Origin of the sequence: Providencia sp. PROV201 (genome assembly GCF_028479545.1) — a bacterium.
In the GTDB taxonomy this organism is placed as follows: Bacteria; Pseudomonadota; Gammaproteobacteria; order Enterobacterales; family Enterobacteriaceae; genus Providencia; species Providencia huaxiensis.
The window spans coordinates 24,394-41,262 of the sequence record NZ_JAMPNW010000010.1 but is presented as its reverse complement, the minus strand read 5'-3'; the positions used below and the strand labels follow the sequence as shown (position 1 = coordinate 41,262).

The window sequence follows — 16,869 nt, the reverse complement described above, 5'->3', positions numbered from 1 at the left end:
ATAAATTGATATGAAGTATTTAGTCAATCGAACAATCACCTTAGGAGTAGGCGTGTCGAAATACCCTCTAATTTGTTTTCTCTGCCTAACTGCGGCAGTGCCAGTGGTACACGCAGCTAATCTTCGCCTTAATATTGAAGGCCTTGAAGGACAACTTAATCAAAACGTTCGCGTACAGCTGTCTAATATATCGCAAGATGAGGTTGTGCCAAATGGTCGTTTTCGAGCCCGTGTTGAGAAAGCAATTAAAGAAGGTTTAAAGCCTTTAGGTTACTACCAACCCACGGTTGAATTTAGCTATGAAGAAAAAACCCCGCCTGCTCGTTCCGTTTTAACCGCCAAGGTCACTCCTGGAGAACCTATTTTATTAAAAGGGGTGAATGTTGAGTTACAAGGTGGAGCAAAAACGGATCCAGACTATGAAAAGATGCTCAAACAATATACGCCAAAGCTTGATACTATCCAAAATGATGGCGAATACGAAGAATTTAAAGGGCGCTTTAGCAGTTTAGCCGTTCGTAAAGGTTATTTTGATGCGATGATGGAGAAAAGCCAACTGGGTATTTCTCTTGATCACCATGCGGCTTATTGGGATTTTGATTTTAACAGTGGTGAACGCTATCGGTTTGGTGCTATTTCTTATTCAGGTTCACAAATTCGTGAAGATTACCTGAACAACCTTGCTCCTTTCAAAAAAGGGGAATACTACACATCAGAACAACTCGCTGAATTTAATCGTCGGTTAGCAGAAACAGGTTGGTTCACTTCTGCGATTGTGACGCCACGCATCGTGAGTGCTCGAAAAGAAAACTCCTATGAGTTACCGATGGAAGCGGTAATGACCCCTAGAGCCAAAAATTTTATTGAGCTCGGTGGGGGGTATGCAACAGATGTGGGCCCTCGCGTTAAAGCCACATGGAATAAGCCGTGGATCAACTCTCGTGGGCAAAGTTTAACGTCCAGTATTAGTTTGTCACAACCAGAACAATTAATTGATGCGAGCTATAAAATTCCACTAAAAGCTAACCCGCTTGAGCAATATTATGCGGTTCAAGGGGGCTTTAAACGTACAGATTTAAATGATACCCAAGCGAATACAACAACCTTGAATGTGTCTCGTAATTGGGATTATTCATCCGGTTGGCAATATGGCGTGAACATGCGTTGGATGCTGAGTAACTTTACCCAAGCCAACGTGACGAATACGACGATGTTGTTATATCCCGGGGCCTATGTGAGCCGTATTCGCCAACGCGGCGGTGTGATGCCAACATGGGGAGATAGCCAACGTTACTCTATTGATTACTCAAATAAAATTTGGGGTTCAGACATCGATTTTGCGGTGCTGCAAGCCAAAAACGTATGGATCAGAACGCCATGGGAAGGTCATCGCTTTGTTGTTCGTGGAAATATCGGTTGGATTGAAACGAACGACTTCGACAAAGTTCCACCGGACTTGCGTTTCTTTGCAGGGGGTGACGGCAGTGTGCGTGGGTATGGTTACCAAAAGATCTCGCCAGAAAATAGTAAAGGTAAGCTGACAGGGGCATCAAAATTGGCCGTAGGCTCTGTAGAATACCAATATAACTTTACAGGGAATTGGTGGGGAGCAACCTTTATTGATAGTGGTGAAGCCGTTGATAACTTTAAAAATAGTGATTTTAAAACGGGTGCGGGAGTCGGTATCCGCTGGGTCTCACCGGTTGGGCCAATAAAATTAGACTTAGCAAAACCTATCGGTGATCCAGATAACAACAAAATACAGTTTTATATCGGCTTGGGGACTGAGTTATGAGGTGGTTGAAGTGGCTAAAATGGACAAGTCTTTCCATTTTATTAATTCTTGTTTTGATTATTGCTGCACTCAGTTGGGTGATTGGAACACAGTCTGGTCTTCACTTTGCATTAAATACAGCGACACGCTTTGTTCCTGAATTAACCATTGATAAAATTGACGGGGATATTAGTAACTTAACGTTAAGTGGCGTTAAATATCAAATGCCAGGTGTTGATGTTAATGCAGGAAAACTAAATTTAGCCGTACGTCTAGGTTGTTTAACAAGCCGTGAGCTATGTGTCGACAACTTAGGTACGGAAAATGTCACTGTCAATGTTGATACCTCACAGTTTCCCCCTTCAGAAGAAACGCCACCATCTGAACCTTTGACTGAACTCAAGGCACCTTTAACCATTCGTTTGAATCAATTGGCTTTGGTTTCAACGCACGTTAATGTGGATGGCATGGACATCGATTTAGCCAAATTTACCACAGGGGTCACGTGGGAAGGGAAAGCGATCACTATCATTCCAACCGATATCATTGATTTGGCCATTAATTTACCTGAAACCAAATCAGATGCAGCCGTTGAAGAGAAACAACCAGACCCAACGCCGATAAATGACCAAAAATCATTAGCGGATGAATTAAAAACGCTATTTTCTAAGCCGTTACTCGCTGAATTACCAGAGGTTATTTTACCTGTTGATTTAAATGTTGATGGCATTAATGCTTCGAATTTTCAATTAACGGGAGCGACTGAACTTAAAATTAACCAATTACACTTGAGTCTTTCGAATGAAGGGCAACAAGTTTTAGTTAAACAGTTAAAAGTCGATGCACCGCAAGGGAATGTTGCGTTATCTGGCACAGCAACATTGCAAGATAAATGGCCAGTCTCATTGTCGGTCGTGGGTGAAAGCCGTTTAGAGGATTTAGACGGGCAAAAAATAGACCTCTCCTTAAAAGGCGGTTTGGTTGATGAGCTAAAATTGGCATTGAACTTACACGGGCCAATTAATGCGAAATTAGATGCAGAAACAGATTTGTCACAAGCAGACCTGCCTATTTTGCTGACATTAGAAAGTGATAAGCTAACGTGGCCGTTAGTGGGGGAAGCGCAATACCAACTCGATGGAACACGGTTGCGTTTAAATGGCCGGCCATCGGCTTATGACATGTCTGTACGCTCAGCTATCACTGGGCAGGATTTGCCCCCTTCGACCTTGCTATTAGATGCGAAAGGTAATGAAGAGCAAATTAATTTAACTCGTTTACGTTTAGCTGCTTTACAGGGTAATGCGGATATTACAGGTGTTGCGGACTGGAGTAAGGCGATTAGTTGGAATGCGGTATTGACCTTGTCGGGGATTAATACTGCCAAACAGTACCCTGAATGGCCTGCTAAAGTGGATGGCAAGATTGCCACTCGCGGAAGTTTATACGGTGGTAGCTGGCAGTTAGATATCCCTGAAATTATTTTGGATGGTAATGTCAAAAATAATCTCTTGAAAGCACGCGGAAAAGCCAAAGGTAACGCAGCAGGCCAATGGGATATTCCAAACTTCAATTTGGCACTGGGTAAAAATAATGTCGACGTAAAAGGCTCCCTTGCTGATAAATGGAACCTTGATGCCAAAATTAATGCCCCTGCACTCAATGGTTTGCTACCTGGCTTAGGTGGTGTGATTGCTGGTGATGTGAAATTACGGGGTAATTTAGAGACGCCAGAAGCGCTTGTTGACCTCACCGCACGCGGTGTGAAGTGGCAGGACGACCTTGCTATCGAGAATGTTGTTATCAAAGGAAATGTGGCAACAGGCGAGCAAATTAAAGGGGATCTATCCGTTGTTCTGCGTCAATTAAAACAAGGCGACCTTGTCGTCAGTAACCTAACTTTAGATGCGAAAGGCAGTGAAAAACAGCATACGTTAAAATTGAATATGAAAGGTGAGCCGGTTTCTGGTCAATTAGCATTAGCAGGCAGTTTTGACCGGCAGACTGAAGTGTGGAAAGGGAATTTATCTAACACCTTATTTGATACGGTGGTGGGTGAATGGCGCTTAAACCAAGCAATGTCACTCGATTATGCCAACCAAACCCAAGAAGTGACCATTGGACGGCATTGTTGGGTTAACCCGAACGCCCGTTTGTGTGTACCAAAACCGATTAAAGCGGGTAAAAGTGGTAGCGCAGATATCGTATTAGAACGTTTTGATCTCGCCATGATCAAACCCTTTATGCCACAAGATACTCGAGTCAGTGGCGTATTTACGGGTAAAGCCAATGCCATTTGGCAAGCGGATGGCAGCATGCCACAAGTGAAGCTGGACTTGCGAGGAAATGATGTCAAAGCAGTTCAGTTTGTGGATGGAACCCGTTTACCGATTGCTTTTGATACCTTAACGTTAAGTGCTGGGTTGAAAAATGGTAAGGCAGATCTTAGCTGGTTATTTGGGTTAGCTAATAACGGACAGATGCGCGGTAACATCCAAGTGTCTGATATTGAAAAACGTCGCTTGTTGTCGGGTAATGTTGAAATTAATTCGGTGACATTAGATTTAATCAAGCCGTTACTGGGCCAGAAGGAAGTGGCGAATGGCCGTTTAAGTGGAAATCTACGTTTAGGCGGGTCAGCCAATAACCCATTATTAAATGGGAATTTAGCGCTTTCGAGTTTAGAAGTGAAATCTGCAATGATCCCGTTTGATATCAAAAGTGGTCATTTAGGTGTTAATTTCAACGGCACGAGCTCAGTCATGAATGGTCAGATAAACACGCCAGAGGGCTATCTGAACATTGATGGTGACGCAGATTGGCGCAATATTGATGCATGGCGTGCAAAAATCATGGCGCGAGGTAATAACCTCCGTGTTTCTTTACCTCCGATGATCCAAATTGATGTTCAACCGGATATTGTATTTGATGCATCACCTTCGGTACTCACGTTAAATGGTACGGTCAATATTCCATGGGCTCGAATTACTGTTCAAGAGCTCCCTGAGTCGGCGGTAAGCGCATCTTCAGATGTGGTGATGTTAGATAGCAACTTACAGCCAATTGAACAAAAAGCGCCATCCATTCCTATTCAGACCAATTTGGATATTAAAATTGGTAACGATGTTCGATTGGATGCGTTTGGCTTAAAAGCGCGCCTGACGGGTTTATTGAAAGTGGTTCAAAATATCCATGGCTTGCACATCAATGGTCAGGTGGATATTCCAGCTGGTCGTTTCCGTGCTTATGGGCAAGATTTGATTGTACGTAAGGGGCAAATTCAGTTCTCAGGCCCTGCGGACCAACCATTCTTAAACTTAGAAGCGATACGTAACCCAGACAACACGGCAGATGGCGTGATTGCAGGGGTGAAGGTCACTGGGCTTGCAGATAAACCGAAAGTAGAAATATTCTCTGAACCTGCGAAAACACAACAAGAAGCACTTTCTTACTTATTAAGAGGAGAGGGCTTAGATAGTGGGGACGCAAATGGTTCACAAATGACATCTATGTTAATCGGCTTAGGTGTAGCACAAAGTGGGCAACTCGTGGGTAAAATTGGTGAGACATTTGGAGTCTCTGATTTAGCCGTCGATACCCAAGGTGTGGGGGATGGTTCCCAAGTCGTTGTAAGTGGTAAGATCACTAATGATTTACAAGTGAAGTATGGAGTTGGTATCTTTGACTCATTGGCGACGTTAACCTTACGTTATCGGTTGATGCCAAAACTGTATTTAGAAGCTGTGTCTGGTGTTAATCAGGCATTGGATCTCCTTTACCAATTTGAGTTTTAGATTATGCGTGTAATTGTTTATGGTAGCTTAAGACAAAAGCAAGGAAATCATCATTGGATGACTTATGCTCAGCTACTCGGTGAGCATAAGCTAGAAGGCTATGAACTGTATGATCTTGGATATTATCCAGCGGTTGTCAAAGGGGATGGGGTGATAGAGTGCGAAGTTTATCGAATCAACCCGTCAATTTTGACTGAATTAGATGAGCTAAAGAAAAATTCTCAAGACTATGTACGAGAGCTTATCCCAACGCCGTATGGCAACGCTTGGATTTATCTGTATAAACATTCGGTTGATGGTCTACGTCAAATAAAAAGTGGCGACTGGCTGAAACGTGATGAAGAAGTATAACGATTTAATAGTCGCTATCGAGTTGTAAAAATATAAAACGCCAGCAATGATAGCTGGCGTTTTTACTTTATGGCCTAATCAACATGTTAGAGCCCATAAAAAAGCGCTGATATTAACCAGCGCTTTCATTATGCCCTTAAAGGGATATTATTTTTTGGCAGCGCGTTCGAAAGATTCGATGATCTCTGCTTTTGCAGATGCTGCATCTTCCCAACCATCAACTTTAACCCATTTACCTTTTTCTAAATCTTTGTAATGTTCAAAGAAATGAGTAATTTGAGCACGCAGTAATTCTGGCAGGTCGTTCACATCTTTGATGTGATCGTATTCTTTGCTTAATTTAGTGTGCGGAACAGCAACTAATTTTGCATCTTCACCAGACTCGTCAGTCATTTTCAGGACGCCAACAGGGCGGCAACGGATGACTGAGCCTGGTTGTAATGGGTATGGAGTTGGAACTAATACGTCAACTGGGTCGCCATCTAAAGACAGGGTGTTGTTGATGTAACCATAGTTGCATGGATAGAACATCGCTGTTGACATGAAACGGTCTACAAACAGCGCACCAGAGTCTTTATCAACTTCATATTTGATAGGATCTGCGTTCGCTGGGATTTCGATGATAACATAGATATCTTCTGGCAGATCTTTACCTGCCGGTACATTGTTCAGGCCCATTTAAATGTATCCTTTGTGTGAATAATGAATTTACTCATTTTAATTTGTTGCCGCTTTTAGGCAAATCAAATAATAGAGTAGATAGCGTGGGGGACATTATAGCCGTAAAAGGGGGCAAAACTCACTAGTTGGTGAAAAAAAGGAACAAAAAAGGCGGGAAACCCCGCCTTATAATTAATAAATTGGGTTATTCCGAGTCAGGGAATTCACGCATAAATGATTCGGCTTTCTCTACCATCGACTCCGTTCCGACAAAAAACGGTGCACGTTGGTGTAATTCGCTAGGAATAATATCTAAGATGCGATTAGCCCCATCGCTAGCTTTACCACCGGCTTGTTCTGCTAAAAATGCAATTGGGTTGCATTCGTACAGAAGGCGCAATTTTCCATTTGGATGGCTTGCTGTACTCGGGTAAATATAAATTCCCCCTTTGAGCAAGTTACGATGGAAATCTGCAACCAAAGAACCGATATAACGAGTGGTATACGGGCGATTTGTTGCTTTATCTTCTTCTTGGCAATATTTAATGTACTTTTTAACGCCCATCGGGAACCTGATATAGTTTCCTTCGTTGATGGAGTACATTTTCCCTTCTGATGGGAACATCACTTTTTCATGAGATAAGCAGAAAACGCCCAATGATGGGTCGTAAGTAAACGCGTGTACACCAACACCCGTGGTGTAAACTAACATCGTTGATGAACCATAAACCACGTAGCCCGCAGCCACTTGGCGGTTACCAGGTTGCAGGAAATCAGCTTCTGTAACCGGTTGGCCAATTGGCGTGATACGATGATAGATTGAGAAAATTGTTCCAACGGAAACGTTTACATCGATGTTCGAAGAACCATCAAGTGGGTCCATTAAAACAACATATTTTGCGTTTTCTGCACGGTCTCCTTCGAAAATGACAATTTCGTCTTCTTCTTCAGAGGCGATACCGGCGACTTCTCCGCGTGCTTTTAAAGCCGCTTTCAGTTTTTCGTTAGCATACAGGTCAAGCTTCATCTGAACTTCACCTTGAATATTCGAAACACCGTTAGTGCCAAGAATATCGACAAGTCCAGCTTTATTAATATCACGATGGATAATTTTAGCGCCCAGTTTGATAGCTGATAATAAAGAAGTCAGCTCACCTGTTGCATGAGGAAAATCTTGTTGCTTTTCGACGATGAATTCGCCTAATGTTTTCATGACGAAGGTCCTGAATAAAATTGACAGAGGTTTTGCGGGGCATTTACCCTCGCGCGGGGAGAGTTTAACTAAATAAAAAAAAGATTAATAGGTTAATGCATTTATAAACCTGTTTTTGATGGGTAGAATAGTGACCAACCTCATGCTAATTGGATGAAAAAGAATGCACATACATATTTTAGGTATATGCGGTACCTTTATGGGAAGCTTAGCAATATTGGCTCGTTCTTTAGGGCATAAAGTGACGGGTTCGGATGACAATGTGTATCCACCGATGAGCACATTACTTGAAAATCAAGGGATTGAACTCATTCAGGGGTTTGATCCGGCTCAGCTTGACCCAATACCGGATATGGTAGTGATCGGTAATGCAATGACGCGCGGTAACCCTTGTGTCGAAGCTGTGTTAGAAAGAGGTTTGCCGTATACATCTGGCCCACAGTGGCTTCATGACCATGTGTTACCCGAACGTTGGGTACTGGCCGTGGCGGGAACCCATGGTAAAACGACTACCGCGGGGATGCTTGCGTGGATCTTAGAAGAGTGTGGTTACAAGCCCGGTTTTCTTATCGGTGGTGTTCCGGGTAACTTTGATGTCTCCGCTAAGATTGGCGAAAGTCCGTTTTTTGTTATCGAGGCGGATGAATATGACTGTGCATTTTTCGATAAACGTTCTAAATTTGTTCATTACAGCCCGAAAACCTTGGTATTGAACAACCTTGAATTCGACCATGCGGATATCTTTGAAAACCTCGAAGCGATTCAAAAACAGTTCCATCACCTTGTACGCATTGTGCCAGCGAGTGGCAAAATTTTCACACCAGACAACGATAATCATTTAAAACAAGTGATTGGAATGGGCTGCTGGAGTGAACAAGAGCTGGTGGGTGGGGAGCATGGTGGATGGCAAGCAGAGAAGCTAAGCCACGATGGCAGCCACTTTGCCGTGTACTACCAACAAGAAAAAGTGGGTGAAGTCGCTTGGTCACAAGTGGGTAACCACAATATCCAAAATGCATTGATGGCGATTGCTGCGGCTCACCATGTAGGAGTCCCAGTAAAAGAAGCTTGCCTTGCCTTGAATGGCTTTATCAATGCACGCCGTCGCCTTGAGTTACGTGGTGTTGAAAATGGCGTTAGTGTTTACGATGACTTCGCACATCACCCAACGGCTATTTTGGCAACGTTAGAAGCACTTCGCAGCAAAGTTGGCGGAACTTCACGTATTCTTGCAGTGCTCGAGCCTCGTTCGAATACCATGAAAATGGGGGTCAATAAAAATGATATTGCGCCTGCGCTAGGCCGTGCAGATGAAGTGTTTCTGTTCCAACCGGCCAATATCCCTTGGATGGTGACGGATATTGCTGAAAAATGTGTTCAACCCGCCCGTTGGAGTGCAGATATTGAGGCATTCACCAATATGATTATTGAAACCGCACAACCGGGTGACCATATTTTGGTGATGAGCAATGGTGGCTTTAGCGGCATTCATGGCAAATTGCTCGCAGCTTTGAAGGCGAAAGCAGAAACAGAGCAAGATGATTAAATTCTCTTAGCTAGCTATTTGATAACCCCAGTGATCCTTATGATTGCTGGGTTTTTTTTATGTTTGGCATACTCAATGGGCACTGTTCTATGACGAGACTTAATGTTATTGGGCTATTCATCTCTTTTTTTAAACTTCCCATATAGCAATCTAGCGAATCTGTGAAAAGGTGGAACAAGCAGCCAACCGCAATCGCTTTGAGTTTCCATGATGGCATGAATAGTAACACCACATAAACAACCGCAGCCCAAAAGGAATGAAGTGGGTGGAACCCAATACCACAGCGTTCTGGGTCAAAAATAGGGTCAGCTAGCAGATGATCTAAATCGATAGCCATCGTGGCTATCATGATCAGGGCAGCGAGTTTCCAATTTTTTCGCCAAAATAGGTAACCAAAGGCAATTGGCATCAGAAAGTGAAAGCCGTAGTGTATGAAGTTGCGGAAAATATCAAATAACAAAATGATGTCTCAAAATCGAATAGAAACAGACAAAAACAATAAGAGGGAAATCGAATTTCCCTCTTATTCTAATGTATATCAATAGATTAAAGCTCTTGTTCAAATAACGCTAAAATCGCTTCATACAACTCTTTTGTGGTGAAATTGTTGGCTGGCGTTGAGAAGATAGTATCATCACCAGCAATACTACCTAAAATTCCTTCTGCTTTACCTAATGAATCTAATAAACGTGCAATAAGCTGTGCAGCACCTGGACTCGTTCTGATCACGACAACAGAAGGGTTGTAGTCTATATCCAAAACTAAGTTTTTGAGTGGGCTGGTGGCGGTAGGGACACCAGGCTCTGTCGGTAGGCAATATACCATTTCCATTTTTGCATTACGGGTGCGAACAGCACCAAATTTGGTTAGCATTCTGGAAATTTTTGATTGGTTAATATTTTCGAAGCCTTCTTCTTGCAAAGCCGTGACAATTTCAGCTTGCGAGCTAAATTTTTCTTCTTTAAGTAGGGCTTTAAAAGCCTTAACCAAGTCTTCTTGTTTAGACGGAGTGCGCATAATCAACCCATTCTTTTGCATTGAATTAAGCTGTATTATCCGTAAAAGTGCATTTTTATGCAACAAAATTGCGTTATGATGAGTTTATAACCAGCGAATAACTTAAAGTTAAGCAATTTCGTTTTAGGTTGGTAGTTAGAAGTATCAATTTATCGTAAATTGTGAAAATGAAAAATTAGCATAATAGAGCAATGAATTTTTCAGATATTCGTTGTAAATTTATTGTTAATAAAAATGTTTTTGATTGAAAAATATACACAGAAAACAACTTATTGTGCGAAATGCAATACCCAGAAAAACTATTTGTTAAAAAAGTGCCCGTTATCTCATTAACAGATAAGGAATTTGTTTAGAATACTGGCAATTAATAAACAAGTTCTCTTGCGTTAAACTCTCTCTCTATCTGTTAACAAATTGTTTTTTATACGTAATGTGTTAAGTGTATAACAAATAAAGTGATATCTTTTTAAAGTACAAATTAAGGAGTTTCAGAATGAAAGTTGCAGTCCTAGGTGCAGCAGGTGGTATCGGTCAGGCTCTCGCCCTTCTTCTCAAAAACCAGCTCCCAGCAGGTTCAGAACTCTCCCTCTACGACATCGCACCAGTCACTCCAGGTGTTGCTGCTGACTTAAGCCATATCCCTACTGATGTTAAAGTGACAGGCTTTGCTGGCGAAGATGCAAAACCTGCATTAAAAGGTGCTGACATTGTCCTTATTTCTGCGGGTGTTGCACGTAAACCAGGTATGGACCGTTCTGACTTATTTAACATCAATGCGGGTATCGTCCGTAATCTGATCCAACAAATTGCTGAAACTTGCCCTAAAGCATTGATTGGTATCATCACTAACCCAGTGAATACCACTGTTGCTATCGCTGCTGAAGTCCTGAAAAAAGCAGGCGTTTACGATAAAAACCGTTTATTCGGTGTGACGACATTAGATATCATCCGTTCTAATACATTTGTTGCTGAACTAAAAGGCAAAAATGTTAATGACCTCGAAGTGCCTGTGATTGGTGGCCACTCTGGTGTGACTATCCTGCCACTGTTATCTCAAATTGAAGGTGTTAGCTTCACTGACGAAGAAGTTGCAGCGTTAACTAAGCGTATTCAAAATGCAGGTACAGAAGTCGTTGAAGCGAAAGCGGGTGGCGGGTCTGCAACTTTATCTATGGGCCAAGCAGCTGCACGTTTAGGTTTATCTTTAATTCGTGGTCTGCAAGGTGAAAGCAATGTGGTTGAATGTGTTTACACCGAAGGTGATGGTGAACATGCTCGCTTCTTTGCACAACCCGTTGTTTTAGGCAAAAACGGTATCGAAAAACATTTACCAATCGGTAAATTAAGTGCATTTGAAGAGAAAGCACTGAAAGACATGCTAGATGTATTAAAAGCAGATATCGAATTAGGTGAAAAATTTATTAATGGCTAATGCCAGTTAACACTTTTCCTAATTGTAAAGGGTTGAGTTTCGTTTAGAGCTCAACCTTTTTTATTGGGTTGCCATCAAAAGATAAGGCCGTGAATACATTGATTATTCACAGCCTTATATCTATATCCCATACAATTTTTAATCTTCCACTGGTGCCTTTTCTCTGACTTTTCTTTCTAATAAATCCCCTGTAATTGGGTCGTAATAACGACTTGGCCAAATCTCAGCTGGGTGAATGGCTAAGAAATTTGCAATGATCCATTCCCCTTTAGGCCAAGGGCGTGATAGCGCATTTGCTAACGTTGAAGAGCTTAGCCCTGCCTCGCGTGAAATTGCGGCAAGGGTTGTCCCACGTTTACGTAAAGCAGCAATGATATCTGCAGGGTGCCAGTCCGATTTCCGTAAAATCATTTTTTAGTCCTTTTTTCACTTAGAATCATGTAGAGTTAGTGGTACGAGTAACAGAAAATTATGGTACAGTCAGTACATCCGTTTAGTTATTGGAAATAAAATAACAGAAATTTCCCAAAATAATTTCTGATTTTTTCTTAAAAATTCATTTTATGAAACTGTCGTGGTTTTTATGAAATTAAATGGAAAGTCAGAATGAAGAACTGTGAATTAGGATAAAGCTTTGTTATTAAAACTAACTCTTTCTAGTTAGGGAGAGGAATGACATATTTAATGCTACTTTTTACTTGTACTCATAATATATCTAGATTAGTTAATAAAATTAGTTAAATTATTAGCGAGTAAATTATTTAATTGTCTGTTATTAAAAGAAATTAGAATTCTAATAACAAATATGATTTGTATATTATTATTTATAGGTATAAATAAAACGAATAGATTAATGAAGTTTTGAGAAAATAGAGATAGTTTTCAACAACTGGAAATCGAATTGTCATCATGACTAGGAGGGTCAGCATGTACAAGGAATGGCTAACGGCAAAAGAGTTGGTTGGGTTACAAGGGCTTCCCATGACAACTCAAGGCATTAATGCCATGGCAAGGCGTGAAAACTGGGTAAGTCGCAAAAGACGAGGTATTCAAGGCAAAGCCTTGGAATACCATATAAGTTCTTTACCTATCGATATTTTTGAAAGCCAGTTTGCTAACGAAACTTCACCACTTTATCAAGTAAAACGAAATGATAATGCCTTTATTTGGCAGGAAGCTTATAACCAGCTTTCCAATGATGAACGAGACATTATCCTGACATTTATTATGCGCGAAGGGGCACTAGCGCTAATTAATTTAATTAATAATAAGTAATTTACAATTACTTAAGATGTAAATAATTAATATATAAAAATAATATTATATTGAATTAAAAAAAATTTTTTAACAGATGACATTTTAGTAAAGCTGCAAAAGCAGGTTTCATAATACAAGTGTGAAGTGAAAAATGAAAAAATTGTGGTTCACTGCCAAAGAATTAGCTGGGTTAGAAGGACTCCCGACATCTCCTCAGGGAATTAACCTAATGGCAAGACGAGAAGGCTGGAAAAACCGCCGTAAAAGAGGGGTACAGGGTAAAGCTGTTGAGTATTATTTTGAAAGCTTACCGGGGGAAATCCAAGGGCAACTTAGCCTGCATGAGCCTTCGGTAACTTACCAAAGCCAAAGAACAGATGCATTGCAAATTTGGTCGGAAGCGTATTACCAACTGACAGAGTCTGAGCGCAATAAAATAGTGAAATATATCCTGCGTTACGGTTTGTCGTCACTGCTTGCTCAAATCGATGAAGAAGACAAAGGGGAAAAATAACGTTTCCCCTTTTCTTGATCTGCTTTGTCTTTTCTAGTGACTAAGAGTGGCGTTGAATTGCGATATAAGCTAAGCCGATCAATGCATCTTTATAAATTGAATCTTCAATTACATTCAAGGCATCAATCGCTTTTTGTGCTTCTTCTTGGGCTCTTGCATAGGTATATTCAAGGGAACCACAGCGTTTCATGGTTGCCAGAACCGTATCTAACAGATGGCGCCCGTTGCCTTGCTCAATCGCTTGGCGGATCAACGCGGATTCTTCTTCATTACCATTTTGCATTGCGTGAAGTAGGGGAAGTGTAGGTTTACCTTCATCTAAATCATCACCCGTATTTTTCCCTAATTGAGCGTTGTCTGCATCATAATCGAGAAGATCGTCAATTAACTGAAAAGCTGTACCAATATAGCGACCATAATCTTGTAGCGCTTTTTCTTGTGCCGGTGTTGCATTAGCTAAAATAGCAGATGCGTGAGCGGCTGCTTCAAAAAGACGTGCGGTTTTACTGTAGATCACTTGCATGTAGTTTTCTTCAGTAATATTGGGATCATTGCAGTTCATCAGCTGTAAAACTTCCCCTTCAGCGATCACATTCGTCGCTTCAGACATCAGTTTTAGCACCCGCATTGAATCGAGATCCGTCATCATCTGGAATGATCTAGTGTAAATAAAATCACCCACGAGGACACTCGCTGCATTACCAAAAACAGCATTTGCAGTTTGTTTTCCACGACGCATATCGGACTCATCAACGACGTCATCATGTAGCAGCGTTGCGGTATGAATGAACTCGATCAACGCAGCAACTTGGGTATGTTTATGACCCGAGTAGCCTAAAGATCGACCTGCAAGCACTGCGATCATCGGCCGGATCCTTTTACCGCCACCACTGACGATGTAATAACCAAGCTGGTTAATTAGTGCAACATCTGAATTCAATTGACTGAGGATGGCTTCGTTTACCGCTGACATATCCTCAGTTGTCAGTTCAATAATAGATTCTAAATTCATTGTAATTTATTCATATTATTAGTTTTTGGTTCATTCCCGAAATAAAAAAATGGGAGACCGATAGAACAGTTATCTTTCTAGCATAACATTATTAATTATAAGATTATCAGGTGTGATGCAAAAAATGTTTAAATAAGTAACAATTGAGTGAATAGGCGCTAAATCAATGCTCAAAAACGGTTATTGAGAAAAAAGTCGTATTTTTTGTCATCTAACCGCATTATTGGCTTGTGTTCTGATGCTTTTTTGCGTAGAATTCGCGCCCTATTGTGAATATTTTATAGCGTACTCTGGAATTGAAATATTTAACGGGTGCGCGGAAAGCGGAGTTAATATGTACGCGGTTTTCCAAAGTGGTGGTAAACAACACCGAGTTAGCGAAGGTCAAACTGTCCGCCTAGAAAAGCTGGACATCGCAACAGGTGAAACTGTTGAATTTGATCAAGTTCTGATGGTTGCTAATGGCGATGAGATCCAAATCGGTGCTCCTATCGTTGAAGGCGTTAAAGTGAAAGCGGAAGTGGTTGCACACGGTCGTGGCGAAAAAGTTAAAATCGTCAAGTTCCGTCGTCGTAAACATAGCCGTAAACAACAGGGTCATCGTCAGTGGTTCACTGATGTTAAGATCACTGTCATCGCTTAAGATTTAGGAGAGCAGATTAATGGCACACAAAAAGGCTGGTGGTTCGACTCGTAACGGTCGTGACTCAGAAGCAAAACGTTTAGGTGTTAAACGTTTTGGTGGTGAAGCTGTATTAGCAGGTAGCATCATCGTTCGTCAACGTGGTACTAAGTTCCACGCAGGTAACAACGTAGGTTGTGGCCGTGACCACACTCTGTTCGCATTAGCGGACGGTAAAGTTAAATTTGAAGTTAAAGGTCCAAACAATCGTAAATTTATCAGCATCGAAGCTGAATAAGTTTTCTGACCTTTAATTCAGAATTAAAGCCCTGCAAAAACCTTTTGCGGGGCTTTTTATATTCAGATATTTGATCTTTAATGAACTACACACGAATTAAAGATACACCATCTCTGAGTAGAACAGCCATCCAGCGTTATGCGGCTCAGAAGCGGAGAGAGAATTATGAAATTTGTAGATGAAGCCAAAATATTGGTCGTGGCAGGAGATGGTGGCAATGGTTGTGTCAGCTTCCGCCGTGAAAAATACATCCCTAAAGGGGGACCGGACGGTGGTGACGGTGGCGATGGTGGGGACGTTTACTTACAAGCAGACGAAAACCTCAACACGTTAATCGATTACCGTTTTGAAAAATCCTTTCGTGCAGAGCGCGGCCAGAATGGCCAAAGCCGCGAATGTACAGGTAAACGTGGTCAAGATATCACAGTTAAAGTGCCCGTAGGAACGCGTGTACGCGATTTAGGGACTAACGAAGTACTTTGTGATATGACGCGCCACGAACAACGTCATATGGTCGCTAAAGGCGGTTTCCATGGGCTTGGAAATACCCGTTTTAAATCTTCAGTAAATCGTGCTCCACGTCAACGTACAATGGGGACAAAAGGGGAAACTCGCGAAATACTGTTAGAGTTGATGCTGTTAGCTGATGTGGGCATGCTTGGTATGCCAAATGCGGGTAAATCAACATTTATTCGTTCAGTATCAGCCGCCAAACCAAAAGTTGCAGATTATCCCTTTACCACTTTAGTCCCAAGCTTGGGTGTGGTGCGTATGGATAACGAACAAAGCTTTGTGGTTGCGGATATACCCGGGTTGATCGAAGGTGCGGCTGAAGGCGCAGGTCTTGGGATCCAATTCCTGAAACACTTAGAGCGCTGTCGTGTCTTGCTTCACTTGGTTGATATTTGCCCTATTGATGAGTCTGATCCTGTCGAAAATGCGAAGATCATCATTGGTGAGTTAGAAAAATACAGTGAAAAACTGGCAGCAAAACCACGTTGGCTAGTCTTCAATAAGATTGATATCTTAGGTGAAGAGGGATCAGCACAGCGCGCAGCAGAAATTGCCAAAGCAATGGGCTGGGAAGATAAATTCTATATGATTTCCGCAGTTAACCACGAAGGTGTGAAAGCACTGTGTTGGGATATCATGGAATTTATGAATACTCAACCACGTGATATGGCAACGACTGAAGATACACAGCAACCTGAGAAAGTTGAATTCATGTGGGATGACTACCACAAAGAACAACTTTCAGGTACTGAAGATTTTGATGATGACTGGGATGACGATTGGGATGAAGATGACGACGAAGGTGTCGAAATCATTTATCAAAAATAGTTTATCTTAAAAATGTAAAAAGGCGCGAAAGCGCCTTT

16 protein-coding genes are annotated in these 16,869 nt (G+C 41.7%); 10 read left to right on the top strand and 6 right to left on the bottom strand.

The window, feature by feature from the left end:
- The first annotated feature begins 52 nt into the window (after positions 1–52).
- From tamA to PR809_RS10155, 3 genes are read left to right on the top strand one after another with little or no spacing between them, the layout of a single operon-like run.
- Positions 53–1,795, top strand: coding sequence for an autotransporter assembly complex protein TamA (gene tamA, locus PR809_RS10165; protein ID WP_102138227.1), 1,743 nt, complete (start codon positions 53–55; stop codon positions 1,793–1,795).
- Positions 1,792–5,568, top strand: a complete 3,777-nt coding sequence (tamB, locus tag PR809_RS10160; RefSeq protein WP_206276820.1) for an autotransporter assembly complex protein TamB — start codon at positions 1,792–1,794, stop codon at positions 5,566–5,568. The genes tamA and tamB overlap by 4 nt, the downstream gene beginning before the upstream one ends.
- A 3-nt stretch (positions 5,569–5,571) precedes the next feature.
- On the top strand, positions 5,572–5,919 hold the full coding sequence (locus PR809_RS10155) for a gamma-glutamylcyclotransferase family protein (RefSeq protein ID WP_102138225.1): 348 nt from the start codon (positions 5,572–5,574) through the stop codon (positions 5,917–5,919).
- 147 nt (positions 5,920–6,066) lie between these two features.
- On the opposite strand, the gene ppa is transcribed toward PR809_RS10155, so the two are convergent.
- Together ppa and fbp are read right to left on the bottom strand one after the other, a co-directional pair.
- Entirely contained in the window at positions 6,067–6,597 is a 531-nt protein-coding gene (ppa, locus tag PR809_RS10150) for an inorganic diphosphatase (RefSeq protein WP_102138224.1), read from the bottom strand.
- A 187-nt stretch (positions 6,598–6,784) separates the two neighbouring features.
- Complete coding sequence (gene fbp, locus PR809_RS10145) at positions 6,785–7,792, bottom strand: class 1 fructose-bisphosphatase (RefSeq protein WP_102138223.1); 1,008 nt, start codon at positions 7,790–7,792, stop codon at positions 6,785–6,787.
- Between the two features lie 163 nt (positions 7,793–7,955).
- Between fbp and mpl the strand changes: the two genes are divergently transcribed.
- The gene (mpl, locus tag PR809_RS10140) at positions 7,956–9,338 is read left to right on the top strand and encodes a UDP-N-acetylmuramate:L-alanyl-gamma-D-glutamyl-meso-diaminopimelate ligase (protein ID WP_102138222.1); all 1,383 of its coding nucleotides are present in this window, start codon (positions 7,956–7,958) and stop codon (positions 9,336–9,338) included.
- A 37-nt stretch (positions 9,339–9,375) separates the two neighbouring features.
- On the opposite strand, the gene PR809_RS10135 is transcribed toward mpl, so the two are convergent.
- The gene (locus tag PR809_RS10135; protein ID WP_102138221.1) at positions 9,376–9,798 is read right to left on the bottom strand and encodes a DUF6122 family protein; all 423 of its coding nucleotides are present in this window, start codon (positions 9,796–9,798) and stop codon (positions 9,376–9,378) included.
- Between the two features lie 86 nt (positions 9,799–9,884).
- A complete protein-coding gene (gene argR / locus PR809_RS10130) occupies positions 9,885–10,355 on the bottom strand; it encodes a transcriptional regulator ArgR (protein ID WP_004907450.1) in 471 nt (156 codons plus the stop codon).
- 493 nt (positions 10,356–10,848) lie between these two features.
- On the opposite strand from argR, the gene mdh reads away from it, so the two are divergent.
- Positions 10,849–11,787 carry a malate dehydrogenase gene (gene mdh / locus PR809_RS10125; protein ID WP_004905937.1) on the top strand — a complete coding sequence of 313 codons (939 nt, stop codon included), beginning with the start codon at positions 10,849–10,851 and terminating at the stop codon, positions 11,785–11,787.
- Positions 11,788–11,925: 138 nt separating this feature from the next.
- Here the strand turns inward: mdh and PR809_RS10120 are convergent, their stop codons facing one another.
- Entirely contained in the window at positions 11,926–12,198 is a 273-nt protein-coding gene (locus PR809_RS10120; RefSeq protein ID WP_102138220.1) for a helix-turn-helix domain-containing protein, read from the bottom strand.
- A 516-nt stretch (positions 12,199–12,714) separates the two neighbouring features.
- On the opposite strand from PR809_RS10120, the gene PR809_RS10115 reads away from it, so the two are divergent.
- A complete protein-coding gene (locus PR809_RS10115; protein ID WP_166263998.1) occupies positions 12,715–13,062 on the top strand; it encodes a DNA-binding protein in 348 nt (115 codons plus the stop codon).
- 133 nt (positions 13,063–13,195) lie between these two features.
- The gene (locus PR809_RS10110; RefSeq protein ID WP_102138218.1) at positions 13,196–13,558 is read left to right on the top strand and encodes a DNA-binding protein; all 363 of its coding nucleotides are present in this window, start codon (positions 13,196–13,198) and stop codon (positions 13,556–13,558) included.
- A 40-nt stretch (positions 13,559–13,598) separates the two neighbouring features.
- Here PR809_RS10110 and ispB read toward each other — a convergent pair whose 3' ends face one another.
- Positions 13,599–14,570 carry an octaprenyl diphosphate synthase gene (ispB, locus tag PR809_RS10105; protein ID WP_102138217.1) on the bottom strand — a complete coding sequence of 324 codons (972 nt, stop codon included), beginning with the start codon at positions 14,568–14,570 and terminating at the stop codon, positions 13,599–13,601.
- Positions 14,571–14,904: 334 nt separating this feature from the next.
- On the opposite strand from ispB, the gene rplU reads away from it, so the two are divergent.
- From rplU to cgtA, 3 genes are all read left to right on the top strand, one after another.
- Positions 14,905–15,213, top strand: coding sequence for a 50S ribosomal protein L21 (gene rplU / locus PR809_RS10100; protein WP_102138216.1), 309 nt, complete (start codon positions 14,905–14,907; stop codon positions 15,211–15,213).
- A 19-nt stretch (positions 15,214–15,232) separates the two neighbouring features.
- Entirely contained in the window at positions 15,233–15,490 is a 258-nt protein-coding gene (gene rpmA / locus PR809_RS10095; RefSeq protein WP_004905922.1) for a 50S ribosomal protein L27, read from the top strand.
- 165 nt (positions 15,491–15,655) lie between these two features.
- Positions 15,656–16,831, top strand: a complete 1,176-nt coding sequence (cgtA, locus tag PR809_RS10090; protein ID WP_102138215.1) for an Obg family GTPase CgtA — start codon at positions 15,656–15,658, stop codon at positions 16,829–16,831.
- Positions 16,832–16,869: the final 38 nt, after the last annotated feature.